Annotated in this window: 16 protein-coding genes; 3 read left to right on the top strand and 13 right to left on the bottom strand. The window is 43.1% G+C overall.

Annotated elements, in window-relative coordinates; genetic code table 11:
• Nucleotides 1-22: 22 nt before the first annotated feature.
• The 3 genes from tpx to sppA all read right to left on the bottom strand — a co-directional run bounded on the left by tpx (nt 23) and on the right by sppA (nt 2,118).
• Entirely contained in the window at nt 23-520 is a 498-nt protein-coding gene (gene tpx, locus HMPREF0556_RS03465; RefSeq protein ID WP_003755559.1) for a thiol peroxidase, read from the bottom strand.
• Nucleotides 521-582: 62 nt separating this feature from the next.
• Nucleotides 583-1,089, bottom strand: coding sequence for an RDD family protein (locus HMPREF0556_RS03460; protein WP_003755556.1), 507 nt, complete (start codon nt 1,087-1,089; stop codon nt 583-585).
• A 12-nt stretch (nt 1,090-1,101) separates the two neighbouring features.
• Complete coding sequence (sppA, locus tag HMPREF0556_RS03455) at nt 1,102-2,118, bottom strand: signal peptide peptidase SppA (protein ID WP_003755553.1); 1,017 nt, start codon at nt 2,116-2,118, stop codon at nt 1,102-1,104.
• 137 nt (nt 2,119-2,255) lie between these two features.
• On the opposite strand from sppA, the gene HMPREF0556_RS03450 reads away from it, so the two are divergent.
• A complete protein-coding gene (locus tag HMPREF0556_RS03450; protein WP_003755552.1) occupies nt 2,256-3,059 on the top strand; it encodes an NAD kinase in 804 nt (267 codons plus the stop codon).
• Nucleotides 3,060-3,105: 46 nt separating this feature from the next.
• Here the strand turns inward: HMPREF0556_RS03450 and argF are convergent, their stop codons facing one another.
• The 9 genes from argF to HMPREF0556_RS03405 all read right to left on the bottom strand — a co-directional run bounded on the left by argF (nt 3,106) and on the right by HMPREF0556_RS03405 (nt 13,465).
• Nucleotides 3,106-4,047, bottom strand: coding sequence for an ornithine carbamoyltransferase (gene argF / locus HMPREF0556_RS03445; protein WP_003755550.1), 942 nt, complete (start codon nt 4,045-4,047; stop codon nt 3,106-3,108).
• A 6-nt stretch (nt 4,048-4,053) separates the two neighbouring features.
• Nucleotides 4,054-5,205, bottom strand: coding sequence for an acetylornithine transaminase (locus HMPREF0556_RS03440; protein ID WP_003755548.1), 1,152 nt, complete (start codon nt 5,203-5,205; stop codon nt 4,054-4,056).
• Entirely contained in the window at nt 5,202-5,954 is a 753-nt protein-coding gene (argB, locus tag HMPREF0556_RS03435) for an acetylglutamate kinase (protein WP_003755547.1), read from the bottom strand. Before argB ends, HMPREF0556_RS03440 begins: the two co-directional genes overlap by 4 nt.
• A 15-nt stretch (nt 5,955-5,969) precedes the next feature.
• Nucleotides 5,970-7,166: a bifunctional glutamate N-acetyltransferase/amino-acid acetyltransferase ArgJ gene (gene argJ, locus HMPREF0556_RS03430; protein ID WP_003755545.1), complete on the bottom strand. Its 1,197-nt coding sequence runs from the start codon at nt 7,164-7,166 to the stop codon at nt 5,970-5,972.
• A 12-nt stretch (nt 7,167-7,178) separates the two neighbouring features.
• Nucleotides 7,179-8,210: an N-acetyl-gamma-glutamyl-phosphate reductase gene (gene argC / locus HMPREF0556_RS03425; protein ID WP_040486440.1), complete on the bottom strand. Its 1,032-nt coding sequence runs from the start codon at nt 8,208-8,210 to the stop codon at nt 7,179-7,181.
• Between the two features lie 196 nt (nt 8,211-8,406).
• Nucleotides 8,407-9,237: a DNA/RNA non-specific endonuclease gene (locus tag HMPREF0556_RS03420; protein WP_003755540.1), complete on the bottom strand. Its 831-nt coding sequence runs from the start codon at nt 9,235-9,237 to the stop codon at nt 8,407-8,409.
• A gap of 77 nt (nt 9,238-9,314) precedes the next feature.
• Entirely contained in the window at nt 9,315-10,523 is a 1,209-nt protein-coding gene (gene thiI, locus HMPREF0556_RS03415; RefSeq protein ID WP_003755538.1) for a tRNA uracil 4-sulfurtransferase ThiI, read from the bottom strand.
• Nucleotides 10,523-11,668: a cysteine desulfurase family protein gene (locus HMPREF0556_RS03410; protein ID WP_003755536.1), complete on the bottom strand. Its 1,146-nt coding sequence runs from the start codon at nt 11,666-11,668 to the stop codon at nt 10,523-10,525. Before HMPREF0556_RS03410 ends, thiI begins: the two co-directional genes overlap by 1 nt.
• 93 nt (nt 11,669-11,761) lie before the next feature.
• Nucleotides 11,762-13,465, bottom strand: a complete 1,704-nt coding sequence (locus HMPREF0556_RS03405) for a septation ring formation regulator EzrA (RefSeq protein WP_003755534.1) — start codon at nt 13,463-13,465, stop codon at nt 11,762-11,764.
• Nucleotides 13,466-13,728: 263 nt separating this feature from the next.
• Here HMPREF0556_RS03405 and HMPREF0556_RS03400 point away from each other — a divergent pair, with 263 nt between their 5' ends.
• Nucleotides 13,729-14,217: a GAF domain-containing protein gene (locus HMPREF0556_RS03400; protein WP_036103840.1), complete on the top strand. Its 489-nt coding sequence runs from the start codon at nt 13,729-13,731 to the stop codon at nt 14,215-14,217.
• Nucleotides 14,218-14,276: 59 nt separating this feature from the next.
• Here the strand turns inward: HMPREF0556_RS03400 and HMPREF0556_RS03395 are convergent, their stop codons facing one another.
• The gene (locus HMPREF0556_RS03395; protein ID WP_003755530.1) at nt 14,277-14,753 is read right to left on the bottom strand and encodes a GNAT family N-acetyltransferase; all 477 of its coding nucleotides are present in this window, start codon (nt 14,751-14,753) and stop codon (nt 14,277-14,279) included.
• Between the two features lie 274 nt (nt 14,754-15,027).
• Here HMPREF0556_RS03395 and rpsD point away from each other — a divergent pair, with 274 nt between their 5' ends.
• Entirely contained in the window at nt 15,028-15,630 is a 603-nt protein-coding gene (gene rpsD, locus HMPREF0556_RS03390; protein ID WP_003755529.1) for a 30S ribosomal protein S4, read from the top strand.
• Nucleotides 15,631-15,657: the final 27 nt, after the last annotated feature.

Raw genomic sequence — 15,657 nt, 5'->3', positions numbered from 1 at the left:
TGCATGCTTATTTATATGGCGATTATGCCAATTTTGCGGCTTCGATCGCTTTTTCGTAATCAGGATGGTTGGTACCTTCTTCTACATATTCGCTATACACGATTTCGTCATCGCTATTTACAACGAAAACGGAACGCGCCAATAAGCGAAGTTCTTCCATGACAACGCCGTATGCTTTGCCGAATGACAAATCATAATGATCTGACAATGTGATCGCATTTGGTAATCCTTCGTTCGCACACCACTTACGCTGTGCAAATGGCAAATCAACAGAAATCGTCAACACCACGGTGTTTTCTAAATCGCCAGCTTCTTCGTTGAACTTTCTCGTTTGCTGGGAGCAGACACTTGTATCGATGGATGGGACAACGCTGATGATCTTTGTTTTGCCTGCATAATCCTTTAACGTTACAGGTTCGCTCGCGTTATTCAGCACTTTAAAGTCAGGTGCTTTATCGCCTGCTTTACGCTGCTCTCCGCCGAGTGTCACGGGTTTTTGTTTAAATGTCACTTGTACCATGTAAATTCCTCCTTTTTACTTTCCTCTTCTATTGTAAGAAAAACTGTTTCAAGAAGCGAATATTATGCTTTTGTCTCTAATTCTAAATAACCAACATGCACAACGGTCGTATTCTCCAGTAAATCTGCGATGCTTTGTTTTTGCGGAGTGAATGCGACAACCAAATAAAGCGGTAGAATCACTTTCTGCAGATAGCGTAGCAGTCCTTCACGGAAAAGTACATTGCTGAATGTCAGCGGCTTCCTGTCTAAGCGGATCACTTTGATCCCTAGTAGCATTTTCCCAAGTGTCTGTCCTCCCAGCTTAGTGAAAACGATAAAATAAGCTAGAAAAAGAAGGGCGCTCGCCAGACCATACAAACTGAAAAGGCTGGAATGTTTTGGCAAGCCAACACCTGTGAATAGCGGTGTCAGCAGAATGACTTGAATCGATCCTGCTGCGATCAGATCAATGATATAAGCGAAGAAACGAATCCAAAAACCTGCAAAATAAGGCTTGGGGATCGCTTCGCTTGCTGGCATTTTTTCAGCGGCTGCTTGGCGGTAGTAAAAAACACGTGGTTCCGTCATTTTTATCCCTCCTTATTTTCCATACAAGTACATCATTTTTGGTGCACTTATATTTCCGCTCATTTTTAAGAAAGAAAGCAATTCTGCATTCGGGCTGACGATTCCTTTTACCGAGGCAGAAAATAAACTTTCGATTCCGCCAGTTTGCTGATATTCAAAAACATCAGCATCTTGCAGTCCTTTTTCTTTTTTAAGTGCACGGATCGCATCTTCTTTATAACCGAATTGATCGATCAACCCGATTTTTTTAGCTTGTCTACCATCATAAACGCGTCCGTCCGCGATCTTCCGAACTTTTTCTTTCGACATATGGCGGCCAGTAGCAATGACATTTACAAATTCATCATACGAATCATTGATCATCTGCTGCATGATTTTTTTCTCTTCTTTTGTCATGGGACGGCTACTGCTCATGATATCTTTATGTGCGCCGCTCTTGATCGTATTATCGGAGATCCCGACTTTTTTCATCAGTCCACTGTAGTCATAGCCCTGCATGATCACGCCAAGCGAACCCGTCAAAGTTTCTTTACTTGCGAAGATCTTGTCCGCTGCTGTGGAGATATAATAGCCACCGGATGCTGCCATGCTGCCCATTGAGACATAGACAGGAAGCTTTCTTTTCTTCTTGATCTCCAGTAATTTGTCGCGGATCTGCGCAGACTCCATCACTCCACCGCCAGGAGAATTCACATACATCAAAATTCCTTTTACCGATTTATCTGCTTCGATCTGTTTTAGTTGTCTCATAAAGGCAGCATGATTATAGCCACTGCTTCCGAAAAGCGAACTAGCTTCTCCTGTATCCTGGATGGTCCCATCAACAGACAAAACTGCGATTCGAGCATCTCCGTCGCCTTCTTCTAGCGTTTTTTCATCAAATGTATCCTCATCCGCCAGCAGCGAATCTATGAAACTTGGTTTAGTTTCTTGGTCGGCTGCTAAAAGACTGGTGGTGATTTTTACTAACCCGCTTACCAGTAGTAAACCTGCCACCAACGCAAGCGCGACCCATCGTTTTGCATTCATATGTATTGACCCCTTTTCATAAGATATACACTAATAGTAGCAAGATTCAGGCTCCCTATCAACTATCAGTAAAATAAAGGCAACTTTGCTGCTTTCATGCTATACTGGACACAAAGGATAAAGAAGGAGGAAGTACTATGCCACAAACAACCTTTTATTTTTTTTATCGTAAAACCGAACAGCTGCATGAAAAAGTCAGAGAATTGAAAAAGATAACCAAGTCTTATGGCTACGACATCACGGCCGATCCTGAAGAAGCGAATGTGATCATCAGCATCGGCGGCGACAGTGCCTTTTTGAAAGCAGTACGGGATACTGGTTTTCGAACGGATTGCCTGTATGCAGGAATTGCTTTAACGGAACAATTGGGACAGTACTGTGATTTTCATATCCATCAGCTCGATGAGATCATCAAAGCCGCAGCAGAAGAACGCTGGCTTGTTCGTAAATATCCGACGATCCACGGGACGGTCAATAACACCAAAGCTTTTTATGTGTTGAATGATTTCAATATCCGCTCTTCTACGATCCGAACTTTGACGTTAGATGTTTTTATCAATGAAAGTTTATTTGAGACATTCCGTGGTGATGGCATGGTTATTTCCACGCCGACTGGAAGTACAGCCTATAATAAATCCGTGCATGGCTCGATCGTTGACCCGCTGCTGCCTTCCATGCAGGTAAGTGAACTTGCCTCCCTGAACAATAATCGTTTCCGGACGTTGGGGTCTTCTTTCCTGCTTAGTTCTAAGCGGAAGCTGCATTTAAAGATGGCTTCCGAATTAGGGCATAATGAATTCCCATTGATTGGCATGGATGGAGAAGCACTGAGCATTCAACATATTTATGACATTCATTTGGAAGTGGGCGACCGATTCATCAATATTATCAAACTGCCTAAAAATTCATTTTGGGATAAAGTGAAGCGGAATTTTTTGTAGCATACGAAAATGGGAAAACCACTAAGAAAAGTGGTTTTCCCATTTTTTAATGTTGTAGCACCAACTGCAACAAAGCCTTCTGCGCATGCAGACGATTTTCGGCCTGCTGCCAGCATACGGAATGTTCGCCGTCAATGATTTCCGCTGTCACTTCTTCTTCGCGATGAGCGGGTAGGCAATGCAGAAACTTATAATCCGGTTTCGCATAAGCAGCCAATGCTGTGTTGACTTGATAAGTTGGGTAGAAAATCCCCATTCTGGTTTGATTTTCTTTCTCTTGCCCCATGCTTGTCCACACATCCGTATAAATGAAATCGGCATCCGTTACTGCTTTAACTGGATCGGCAGTAACGACGATCTCTGCTCCACTTTCTGCCGCCAGCTGATGTGCTTTCTCCAAGATCGTGGCATCGATCTGGTAAGCATCGGGGATCGCAAAGTGGATCGTGATGCCCATTAACGCGCAAATCAATAACAGCGAGTGGCAGACGTTATTGCCATCGCCGATGAATGCGACTTTCACATTCGTGAGATCATCTTTCCATTCATACATCGTCAGCAGATCTGCCAGCGCCTGACAGGGATGATGCAAATCAGTCAAACCATTGATAACTGGGATCGTAGCGTGCTCGGCTAACGCCTCCACTTCTTCGTGACTAAATGTCCGGATCATCAATGCATCTATGTAACTCGACAGGACTTTCGCTGTATCAGCGATCGGCTCTCCTCTTCCTAGCTGCAACTCTTTTCCGTTCATCATAATTGCTTGTCCACCTAATTGCAGCATACCTGCTTCAAAAGAGACCCGCGTCCGCGTGGAGGGCTTATCAAAAATAAGGCCTAATATTTTCCCGCTCAGTGCATGACTGAAGTGTTTGGGATTGGTTTTCATTTCCAGTGCTAATTGGATCAATTCTTCGATTTCCGCTTTCGACCATTCTAACAGCGAAAGCATATCTTTGGGATAACTTTTTTTCATCTCCAACATTTCCGCTCACCCTTCCTGTATCATCCATTTTTCTAATAAAGCATCATTTAAAATAGCAAGTGCTGCTGCAATCTCTTCTTCCGTTGCCGTGAGTGGCGGCAGAATACGAAGCACATTTGGACCGGCACTCAGCACGAGTAGTCCGTTTTCTCGGCAGGCTGCGATGACTTCATCCGCTGGTCCTGGGAGTTCGATCCCAAGCAAAAAGCCTTTCCCACGGACTTCTGAACCGGGAAGCCCTTTTACTAAAGCCGTCAGTTGTTTTTTAAAATCGGCTGCTTTTATGTTCAATTCTTCCAAAAAGGCTGGCTGATCGATTTCTGTCAAAACTTGCTTGGCAGCAGCAAGCGCTATCTTATTCCCCCCAAAAGTAGAACCGTGACTTCCAGGGCCAAAAGCTTCCGCCAATTTATTTTTCCCTATCATTGCTCCGATTGGAAATCCGTTTGCTAACCCTTTTGCTAATGTATACATATCTGGTGAAATAGCGTATTGTTCAAAAGCATATCGTGTTCCGGTACGACCGATCCCAGTCTGGATCTCATCTACGATCAACAATGCCCCTGTTTCTTCACATTTCGCTTGGATCGCTTGTACCCAAGTAGGATCTGCTACATTTACGCCACCCTCTCCTTGCACCAATTCAATGAAAACTGCCGCCGTATCTTCATCGATCTGTTCAAGAGCGCTATTTTCATTGAAGGTAGCAAATTCAAATCCAGGAACGAGTTTGCCAAAGCCTTTTTTGATTTTCGACTGACCTGTCGCACTCATGGAACCAAATGTTCGTCCGTGGAAAGATTGGGTGAAACTGATGATTTTTTCTTTGTGCGTGTATTTGCGTGCTAATTTGATTGCCGCTTCATTCGCCTCGGTCCCACTGTTACAGAAAAAAACTTGATATGCTTCGTTTTGCGCGATCTTCGCAGCAACTTCTTCTTCCAGTGAACTTTCATATAAATTCGATGTATGCCAGATTTTGTTCAACTGCGCTTCTACAACTGTTTTCACCGAATCAGGGACATGACCCAAATTGCAGACAGCGATACCACTTGTAAAATCTAAATACGTTTTGCCTTGGGCGTCTTTGACATTTGTCCCCTTACCTTCTACTAATTCGATCGGATAACGCTTGTAATTCGGAAAGACATTTTTCATGAAACCGTCACCTCGCTTTTAATCGTTGTTCCTGCATTTGCCAAGTGATTAGTGATAATAACTTGCTCTACGCCTCCTTGCAGCGCAGCCTCAGCACTTGCTAGTTTAGGAACCATGCCACCATAAATAGTACCGTCCTCTTTCCACTTTGTGATTGCTTTTGTTGTGATTTCCGCTTGCACTTCTCCGGCTACTTGGACACCAGCGACGTCTGTGAGTAAAAATAACTGCTCGGCATGCATAGCGGTTGCGATTTGACAAGCTGCTATATCTGCATTGATATTCAGCCAGTCAAATGTTTCGGTAATCCCTAGCGGCGCGATGATTGTCACAAAATCAGCGGCTAATAGATGCTCGATCACTTCCGTTTGGACAGCTGTCACTTCTCCTACTAGACCCAATGAGGGGTCGGCGGTTTTCTTAGCAGAAATGATTCCGGAATCCCCAGCATTGAGGCCAACTGCCGGAATATGTTGAGTTTGGAAAGCGGTCATAATAAGCGGCTGTACTTGGCCGATCAACACCATTTTTGTAATCTCCAGTGTTTGTTCATTTGTCACACGAATCCCGTCCTTCGTCTTAATAGGGATCGCCAACCGTTCTAACATACTGGAAATATAATGTCCGCCGCCATGCACAATGATTATTTTCTTGTTTGCTTCTTGCCATGCTTTGATTTGTTCGAAAAATGCCGGCGTCAAATTAGCGCTTGCAACACCGCCGATCTTGATCACAATTATATCTTTCATCCAAGTCAGCTCCTTTTAGGTGTGGTAACACGCATTGATTTTGACATATTCATAACTTAAATCGCAGCCCCAAGCAGTCCCCGAGGCGATGCCGATATGCAAGTTGACATCCACGACGATATGTTCCCGGCGTAGATACAGATCTACCTCTGCCTGCGAAAATTCGACGGGTTCACTTTGCTGCAAGATCATCGTATCTCCGATTTTGATGGTAATGTTATCCGGTGTGATCCTGCCGCCTGAATAGCCGATCGCACAAATGATCCTGCCCCAGTTCGCATCTCCACCGAAAATAGCGGTTTTAACCAGACTCGAGGAAACGATTTTTTTCGCGATCATTCGTGCATCTTCTGAATTAGTCGCGCCTTTGACATTGATTTCAATTAGTTTCGTTGCGCCTTCTCCATCTCGCGCGATCTGTTTGGCTAAAAACTCGCAAATCGTGTGAAACATATCTGTGAAAATCTCGTAAGCCTCAGTATTCGGAAAAATCTCCGCTGCTCCCGACATACCATTAGCCATGACGATCACCATGTCATTCGTTGATGTGTCGCCATCCACCGTAATTTGATTAAAGGTTTGATCCACTTTTTGCTTCAATAATTGCTGCAAAAGCAACGGACTGATAGCAGCATCCGTGGTGATGAATGCTAGCATCGTGGCCATGTTCGGGTGAATCATTCCTGAACCTTTGGAAACGCCGGACATCGTGACCTCATTTCCATCAATCACAGCTTTGCAGGTAATTGTTTTTTCAAAGGTATCCGTGGTTAAAATCGCTTGCTGAAACGCTTTGCCATTTTGTACGTTTGTTTCCAGCATTTTAATCCCTGTTGTTATTTTCTCCATCGGTAGTGTTTCACCAATGATTCCGGTAGATGCAACCGCCACGTCCGTTTCTGATAACTGTAACCGTTCGGCAGTCAAACGGCGCATCGTTTTAGCATCTTCTGTGCCTTGTTTCCCTGTACAGGCATTGGCATTACCACTATTGACGATGATTGCCTGTAGCGTTCCATCTTGCTGGATAGATGCTTTCGTCACTGCGATCGGTGCTGCCTGAATGATATTCGTTGTATATACGGCAGCTGCAGAAGCTGGCACTTCGGAAACAATCCAGCCGATATCTTTTCTTTTTCTCTTTAAGCCAGCAAACTTTCCATCTGCATGAAAGCCTTTTGGCGAATCGATTGCTCCCTCGATAATTTCCAAGTTTTTTCCTCCTTATGGATACACTGGAACAAAACCCAATCCTTTAGTTTCTTCCCATCCATTCATTACATTTAAATTCTGGATTGCTTGTCCCGCAGCGCCTTTGATCAGATTATCGATCACTGCCACGATCACAAGTGTATTTGTTTGTGGATTATACGTGATACCGATATCACAATAATTGGAGCCTACGACTTGTTTGATTGTCGGCAGTTCGCCCGCAGGCATCATTCGGACAAATTCCTTTTTCTCATAAAGATGCTGATAGTACGCGAAGAGCGCTTCTTCTGTTATCGGCAGCTTGGGCTTCACATATATAGTGGCTACCAGTCCTCTAGTGATTGGTAGCAATGCAGTTGCAAATTGGATGGTTGGAACGGAAGCATCCCATTTGTTGATCTGCTGCATGATCTCCGGAATGTGCTGGTGTTTATTGACCTTATAATAAATGAGGTTGTCATTTACTTCTGAATAATGCGTGAGTGGTGTTGGTGCTTTGCCAGAACCGGAGATCCCAGACTTAGCATCCACAATGATGGAGTCTGGTTCAATCAGCTGGTGTTGCAAAAGCGGAGCTAAACCTAGCAGAGTAGCTGTCGCATAACAGCCCGGATTTGAAACGAATGTCGCTGCTGGATCGTCACGAAACTCTGTGAGACCATAATCGGCCTGTTGCAAATATAAATCCGCGGCTGGTGCTTTCTGATACCACTGTTGATAAAGTGTTCCTTTTTTCAAACGAAAATCGCCTGATAGATCAATCACTTTCATACCTAATTCGAGAAAAGTTGGCGCCAAGTCTTTGGAAGTCCCGCTTGGTGTTGCTAGAAAAACGAGGTCCACGGTTTGGCTGATTTTTTCAGGGTCGATTCTTTCTAAAGGAGGAAGGTGCTGACCAGCTAAATGAGGATATAGAGAAGCAAGCGGCTGATCTGCTGCTGTTGTGCTATGTAGTGAAACGATTTCAACATCGGGATGCTGCTGCAGTAAACGAATCAATTCTAAACCACCATATCCCGTCGCTCCGACAATCGCTACCTTCATTCTGTTTCCCCCTAACATTTATTGGAATATATTCATTATAGTTATGTATAAATATAATGTCAAATGTTTTTTTATTAATTATATATACGATTTAATTGGATTTTATACATATTATTTGTATTTTATATACATTTTACTGTTTTTTCTGAAATTTTATCGCAAAAAAAAGAACATGCAATGCGGCATGTTCTTTTTCCTATTCGGCTAAATGATTATCGGTGGATACTTTCATCTGCTTAGCTACTTTGGAAGTTCCAGTCGCATAATTAAAAACGATCCCCGGTTGGACATTCCAGTTATAGACATTGAAATGGAGAGTTCCTTTACTATCGACTGCTTGAAGCCAATAGCCCCGCGGCATTTTTTCTTGTCCACGAAAGACGGTAACGATTTGATAGATCACTTTATTGCCACGAATCGCTTGGGCATTTCGGACCTTGTTTTCAAAATAAGTCTGCGTATGCTGATTTGAAAATTGCGATTGCGTAGCTAAGTTTTTCGGATTATCGATGCTACCTTGTTCGCCGGTTTTATAATTACCGTCTTGATCGAAATTGAAACTGGATGTATACGCCAGCAAATGGCCACGGTTATAGATCGGCATGCCGTCAATCTCCTTTTGGTGCCAACCAGTCGGCTGCCAGATTTGGCGGTCGCGTCCTTTCGATTTACCTAAGTTCTTGCGATCGATAAACGCTGTCACATAGGTTGTCCGGTTCCATTTATCGAGGTTTCCGTAAATCACGCGATTTTCTTTCCACTTGCGGATATCCAAATTGCTTTGCCCGTTATTCACTTCTATGTAGGGCGCTTCTCCTGATTGATAATTTTTGCTTGCCAACTTTTTATATACAGTCTGATCCACCGCATTGGAAAGCGGGGCATTATTGGAACGTGTAATGGTTTGTTTCTGTTTTTGCGGTTGATCAGATAAACCAAGTTCTCCTAAAATATCGATCTTGAAAATTGCTGAAATAGCAATGATCGCGATAATGATCAAACTGATCCACGGTGATTTTCGTTTCATTGTCTCTTTCCTTTCTAAAAAAAGATCAGGCGCTGGACGCTTCGTTCAAAGCGTCTTCCTGCCTGATCATCTTCCTTTTAAAATAAATCGGCAAATTCGGTTTTTGCTTGTTTTTGGCTGCTTTCGACCACAAAGCTTTCCGTTTCTTCTACTGCTTTTTGGATCAGCGGCTCAAAATCAACAAAGCTTTCATATCGCTCGATTTTTTCAAGCTTGGGCTTTGTTTTCGGCGATGGTGGTGTGAAAATGGTGCAACAATCCTCGAATGGCTGTACGGAGAGGTCATACGTATCGATTTGTTTGGCGATCTGGATGATCTCATTTTTATCCATTGTTACTACAGGACGAATGATCGGCGTTGCTGTAACCGCATTGATAGCCGTCATGCTCTCTAAGGTTTGGCTTGCTACTTGTCCTAGACTTTCTCCATTAATGATCGCAAGCCCTTGTTCTTTTTGACGGATCTGATCGGTGATCCGGAGCATCATTCGTCTGGTGACTGTCATAATCACACTTTCTGGAATCTGTTGTTTGATCGTTTCTTGAATTTCTGTAAATGGGACCACGTGCATACGGACATCACCGCCGTATTTGCTCAATGTCGCAGCTAGATCCACTGCTTTTTGTTTCGCTTTTTCACTCGTATAGGGTGGACTGTGAAAATGGACAGCTTCCACATCCACGCCGCGTTTCATAGCTAGATAACCAGCGACCGGACTATCGATCCCGCCGGAAAGCATCAGCATCGCTTTGCCAGAGGTTCCGACTGGCAGACCACCTGCTCCTAAAATGTGTTTCGCTGAAAGAAAAACACCTTCTTTACGAACATCGATCGTTAACTTGACTACCGGTTGTTTCACATCTACTTTCAAATCAGGAAAAGCATTTAATACATGACCACCGATTGTTTGATTGATTCCATTCGTATCAAGCGGAAAATCACGATAGCTTCTTCTTGCCGCCACTTTGAATGTCCAATTTGGTTCCTGCAGTTCGGTCATCAACACGACCGCCGCTTTCTTCACTTCTTCTACATCTAATTCGGTACGAATAGCCGGACTAAAGGACTGGATCCCGAAAATTGGACGCAGACGTGCTTCGATAGCGGTCGGATCTGCTCCATTTAAAATCAAATACATCCTGTCTCTCTCTCCGTAAACTTTTACTTCCGGCATGTCGGAGATCGCTGTTTTCACATTATGCGCTAGTGTTTTGATAAATTGTTTGCGATTTCTTCCTTTGGTCGATAATTCTCCATAACGTATAACGATTCTATCAAATTCCATTATTTCACCACTTTATTTAGATTTTCAATAACTTCTTGCAATGCTTCGATAAAAACCTTTGCCTCGCTCTCTCTATTTTCATACGAGAGGCTTACTCGTACTGCACCTGTTGCCTCGTTATCACTTACACCCATTGCTTTTAAGATGCTGCTGGCTAACTTTTGTCTGGAAGAGCAGGCACTTGTTGTCGAGATATAAATATCTTTTTTCTCCAGTGCATGCACGATGACTTCGCCACGCTGTTTGCCTGCTACCGTAAAGCATAAAATATGCGGTGCTGCATTTTCAGCAGGCGTATGGATAGTAATAGCTGGGATATCAGTGAGTTGCTCGCGCAGATACTTGTTTACTTCACGCAGATCGCTAGCCTTTGCTTTTTCCTCATCAAAAGCAAGTCGCAATGCTTTCGCAAAAGCCACTGCGCCAGCCACATTACTCGTGCCACTGCGTAAGCCGTTTTCTTGCCCGCCCCCCAGCATTTCTGGATGTAGACTAACTTTTTCGTGCTTATATAAAATCCCGATTCCGCGCGGCGCATGAATCTTATGCCCGGAAATCGATAAAAGATCGATATGCGCGTCTTCTATGTCTAGTGGCACCTTGGCGATTCCTTGGACATTGTCGACATGAAACTTGATTTGCTCATACTTTTCTAGTATTTCTCCAATAGCTTGAATCGGCTGAATGCTACCGACTTCGTTATTCACATACATAATCGATACCAAGATCGTTTCCGGCGTGATCGCTGCTTTTACATCGCTTGGCGAAACACGTCCGTCCTTATCTACTGGCAAATAAGTGACTTGAAAACCTTCCGTTTCCAGCTCCTGCATCACTTCCCGCACAGAAGGGTGCTCGATGCTCGAGGTGATGATGTGGTTTCCTCTGGCACGATACGCTCGTGCTATTCCCTTGATCGCCAGGTTATTGCTCTCTGTCCCGCCCGAAGTAAAAATGATTTCTGCTGGTTTCACAGCAAGCATACTAGCGATCTGTTTGCGCGCTTCCGTCAGCAACTCATCCACTTTCCCGCCTAGGCGGTGCAATGAACTTGGGTTTGCGAAATAATGCTGCGCTACTTTTGTATATGTTTCTAAAACCGCATCTTTGGGTTTAGTTGTCGCACTATTATCAAAATAAATCATTGTTTTCCCCGCTTCCGAATTTATACCATATATATTTTATCACATCTGTCAAGACATAAAAACTGGCTATGCTCGGGGGCATAGCCAGTTCGATCAGTTATCTTGTTCCGTATATTTCTTTTCGATTTTCTTAAAGGCGCCACTTTCGACTTTCTCTAAAGCCGTAACGGCGATTTCCAAAGCTTTTTTATATTGGAAATCTTCGTAGAAATGATATTCTGCCCCTGAAAGACTTTCTGCTAATTCCGGATTGGATAAACGGTAACGATTCGCATATTGGATAACGTGTTCGACCAACTGCACGTTTTCGATCATTTCTTCTGTCTTTTCTGTAAGGTGTCTGAGATCCTCTTCCGCCACTTGCCAATGCTGCGAAACTGTTTTCATGTTCAATGGTTTCGCTTCTAGAGCAGCTTCCAGGTTGTCGATGGATTCGCCTAAGTGCAGGCGCCACTGAACGTAATCTTCTGGGAGTCCCGGCAGTCTTTCACGTTCGATCTTGCGGTCCAGCCCGATGACTGTTCTGCGCATCGCGCTTGCAGCATCGCGGGCTTCTAATTCGTCTTTGCGGAGCGAACGTAATTCTCCGGTAAATTCATCTTGCTCCAATGTAATTTCATTTAGAGCGATCTCGATCTCTTTGAATGTATCTTGCGCTGCAGAAAAAGCGATCTCGTTGCTTTGCAATAAGGTAATTACTTGCTCGTAGGATTCGCTTTGCTTTTCTAACTTCTCGCTCGTTTTCAAATACGTGGCTAGTTCGTCTTCCCCTACATGGTACGTTTGTTTGACTTCTTCGATTTGGACGGCGACGGAATCAGCAACTTGAATAAGATTGGTGATTTTTTCGCCGATCACAGAACGATTATCTTTCACAAATCGTTTGGCTGTTACTTCTTTTTCCAATTCATCGTAGAACAGATCCAACTCTTTATGTAAAGCTACAACGCCTTCTTCTGCTGCTTCCAAATCCAAATTTTGAATCGTCGCACGGAGTTTTTCTAGTTGCTCCCGCATCCGGCTCGTTTCGCTTGGAATCTCTAAATGCGCTAAGTAAAAGCCATCTCTTACCATTTCTTCATGACCTTCGTTCAACTTGCCGATGTCATCCGGAAGCGCAACTTCTGTTTCATGAAGCAGATTCGGGATTTTTTCCATTTCGACTTCGACTTGCTGTAGTTCCACTTGGACATGCTTGACTTTTTCGCGAGCTTCCAAATGGTCCCCTTGATCAGTCAAGTGGTCGTATTCATTTAATTCAAGTGCTAATTGATCCAGCTTTTGTTCGATCTCCGCACGCGTATTGCCGAGTTTGAAACCACGTGTCAAGACTTCTCGTCTTAAACCGGCAAATTTTTCTTTGGTCGTGCGGCTCTCTTCCGCATTTTTTTCTTCACTTTGAAGCAACTCATGTAAGCCGGCTAAAATGGAATCCATTTGTTTTTCGATCACAGCGAGCATTTGTTCAATATCGTTTTCCACATTCGTCGCTGCTCGGAATTGGTATTTATCGACATGCATTTCTGCTTCCATAAAAGTCTCTTCTAAGTCAGGGAATAATTTACTCGCGATCTCATCCCAAGATTCCCGCCATGATTCAAATAGTTCTTCTGTTTGACCTGTTAGTTTCAGCTTTTTCACTTTTCCAAGTTCATCGATCACCGGCCGGTCGTATAAAGTGATCTTTTTCGTTTCTAATTCATTGATTTGTTGATAATGTCTCTTTTTTAATAAGTAACCGCTCACTAAAATAGCAATGACGATTACGACGAATGCAAGCAATATATATATGAACATTCTATATCCTCCTATCAGATTCACTACTGAAAGAAAAAGCCGTTTCGTTGCTTTTGCTCTATGTACGTTTTGATTTCGATTCTATTCCTATAAACAGGATACACAATTATTATTTTAACACGATTTTCACAGAATTACTTCTCTTATTTGAAAAAAAGAACGCTTTTTTCAAAATATAAGCATGTTTATAACCAAGCGAAAGTGAATGTGCTATACTTATACGTATTATAATACTCAGACTGTAGAAGATGGAGGGATCGTCCATGATCGAAATCGCAAAATACAATGGCTCCAAAGAAGAAAATTACTCGCTTTGTGCGAAACAAATAAAAGCAATGATCGACGGAGAAACCAGTTTGATCGCTAATCTCAGCAATGTTTCTGCACTCCTCAATCAAGCTTTAGAAAATATCAATTGGGTCGGCTTTTATTTATATGAGGAAAGTAGCGATCAATTAGTATTAGGACCGTTTCAAGGCTTACCTGCCTGCATTCGAATCCCACTAGGAAAAGGTGTCTGCGGATCTGCTGCGGCAGAGCAATCCACGTATCTGGTTGAAGATGTCAATGCTTTTCCTGGACATATCGCGTGCGACGCTGCTTCCAGATCCGAGATCGTCGTGCCGATCACGATCGAAGACGAACTGATCGGTGTTTTGGACATCGACAGCCCAGAAGTTGGACGCTTTGATGAAGTGGATCAAAAATGGTTGGAACAGATTCGCGATATTATTGTGGATAATCAGCTATGAAATAAAAAGCAACGCGCTTTTCGGATAAGCTGAGACCTATCGAATCGATAGGTCTTTTTTTATTGCCTTCTCACCATCACATAATCATCCATCACATAGCCATTACCGATCTCTGCAACCACAGCCTCTTCTTTCTCAAAACCGATATGCTCGTAAACTTGGATCGCAACGGTGTTATATTTATTAACGGTCAGACGAATGATGGGCTGATCACTCACTTCCGCAAATAATCGTTTTGCGATTCCTTGCTTTTGTCTGTCCGGATCGACATATAATTTACTGATGAAAATTTCTGCTTCTTTTTGCTGGAAAGCTAAGTAGCCAACTAACTGATCTTCTATGTAGGCCAACCGATAGTCATATATGCCCGCTTCGATGCTTTCCCAGACCACCGCAGCGGATTGGAACTTATCCAGCATATAGTCGACCTGGGCTTTGCCGATGATCGGGATATAGGTATGCTCCCACACTTTTTTTGCTAGAACTGCGATTGTATTGGCCTCTTCTCTCGTAGTTGCTTGTTTTATTCTTATCACCTTGCATCTCTCCTTTGCTATCCTAGTTTAGCATGAAAAAACAGCTCCTCACAACTCCCAGTTGACAAAAGAGCCTAAACTATATTATACTGAAATTTGTGTAAAACGCAGCATGAGTAAAAAATAAGTAAGTTGTTTATCCCCAGAATTTTCTGTGGTATATTGTGTAACCAGCGGCTGCAAAGGTGAAGGTATATGAAGATAAACTGCCCTTATTTGGTTGCTTGTCTTGTTTGTTTTTATACTAAAAACAAATTAAAGGAGGAGTCTTCTAATGGCTCGTTATACTGGTCCAAGCTGGAAAGTTTCTCGTCGTCTAGGCATTTCACTTTCTGGTACTGGTAAAGAATTAGAGCGTCGTCCGTACGCTCCGGGACAACATGGTCCTAACCAACGCAAAAAATTATCTGAATATGGTTTGCAACAAGCAGAAAAACAAAAACTTCGTCACATGTATGGTTTGACGGAACGTCAATTCAAAAATACATTTGATAAAGCTGGTAAATTACCAGGTAAACAAGGTGAAAACTTCATGATCCTTTTGGAACAACGCCTTGATAACGTTGTTTATCGTTTTGGTCTTGCTCGCACTCGTCGTGCAGCTCGTCAACTTGTTAACCATGGTCACATTCAAGTAGATGGCAAACGTGTAGATATCCCTTCTTACCAAGTTTCTGTTGGTCAAGTGATCACTGTTCGTGAAAAATCTGCTAAAAACTCTTCTATCGCAGAAAGCTTAGATGTATCTAATTTCGTTCCGGAATATGTTACTTTCGACGCTGAAAAATTAGAAGGTTCATTAAACCGCTTGCCAGAACGTTCTGAGCTTGCAGCTGAAATCAACGAAGCATTCATCGTTGAATTCTACAGCCGTTAATCTCGAAATAGCGGCAATCGAAAAAGA

The sequence above is a fragment of the Listeria grayi DSM 20601 genome (assembly GCF_000148995.1).
Taxonomy (GTDB): Bacteria; Bacillota; Bacilli; order Lactobacillales; family Listeriaceae; genus Listeria; species Listeria grayi.
This window is presented reverse-complemented; position numbering and strand designations above follow the sequence as displayed.

Excerpts from the sequence above, each read along its gene's own strand:
- tpx (WP_003755559.1), bottom strand. The coding sequence starts at position 520 with ATGGTACAAGTGACATTTAAACAAAAACCCGTGACACTCGGCGGAGAG.
- HMPREF0556_RS03460 (WP_003755556.1), bottom strand. The coding sequence starts at position 1,089 with ATGACGGAACCACGTGTTTTTTACTACCGCCAAGCAGCCGCTGAAAAA.
- sppA (WP_003755553.1), bottom strand. The coding sequence starts at position 2,118 with ATGAATGCAAAACGATGGGTCGCGCTTGCGTTGGTGGCAGGTTTACTA.
- HMPREF0556_RS03450 (WP_003755552.1), top strand. The coding sequence starts at position 2,256 with ATGCCACAAACAACCTTTTATTTTTTTTATCGTAAAACCGAACAGCTG.
- argF (WP_003755550.1), bottom strand. The coding sequence starts at position 4,047 with ATGTTGGAGATGAAAAAAAGTTATCCCAAAGATATGCTTTCGCTGTTA.
- HMPREF0556_RS03440 (WP_003755548.1), bottom strand. The coding sequence starts at position 5,205 with ATGAAAAATGTCTTTCCGAATTACAAGCGTTATCCGATCGAATTAGTA.
- argB (WP_003755547.1), bottom strand. The coding sequence starts at position 5,954 with ATGAAAGATATAATTGTGATCAAGATCGGCGGTGTTGCAAGCGCTAAT.
- argC (WP_040486440.1), bottom strand. The coding sequence starts at position 8,210 with ATGAAGGTAGCGATTGTCGGAGCGACGGGATATGGTGGTTTAGAATTG.
- HMPREF0556_RS03420 (WP_003755540.1), bottom strand. The coding sequence starts at position 9,237 with ATGAAACGAAAATCACCGTGGATCAGTTTGATCATTATCGCGATCATT.
- thiI (WP_003755538.1), bottom strand. The coding sequence starts at position 10,523 with ATGGAATTTGATAGAATCGTTATACGTTATGGAGAATTATCGACCAAA.
- HMPREF0556_RS03410 (WP_003755536.1), bottom strand. The coding sequence starts at position 11,668 with ATGATTTATTTTGATAATAGTGCGACAACTAAACCCAAAGATGCGGTT.
- HMPREF0556_RS03405 (WP_003755534.1), bottom strand. The coding sequence starts at position 13,465 with ATGTTCATATATATATTGCTTGCATTCGTCGTAATCGTCATTGCTATT.
- HMPREF0556_RS03400 (WP_036103840.1), top strand. The coding sequence starts at position 13,729 with ATGATCGAAATCGCAAAATACAATGGCTCCAAAGAAGAAAATTACTCG.
- rpsD (WP_003755529.1), top strand. The coding sequence starts at position 15,028 with ATGGCTCGTTATACTGGTCCAAGCTGGAAAGTTTCTCGTCGTCTAGGC.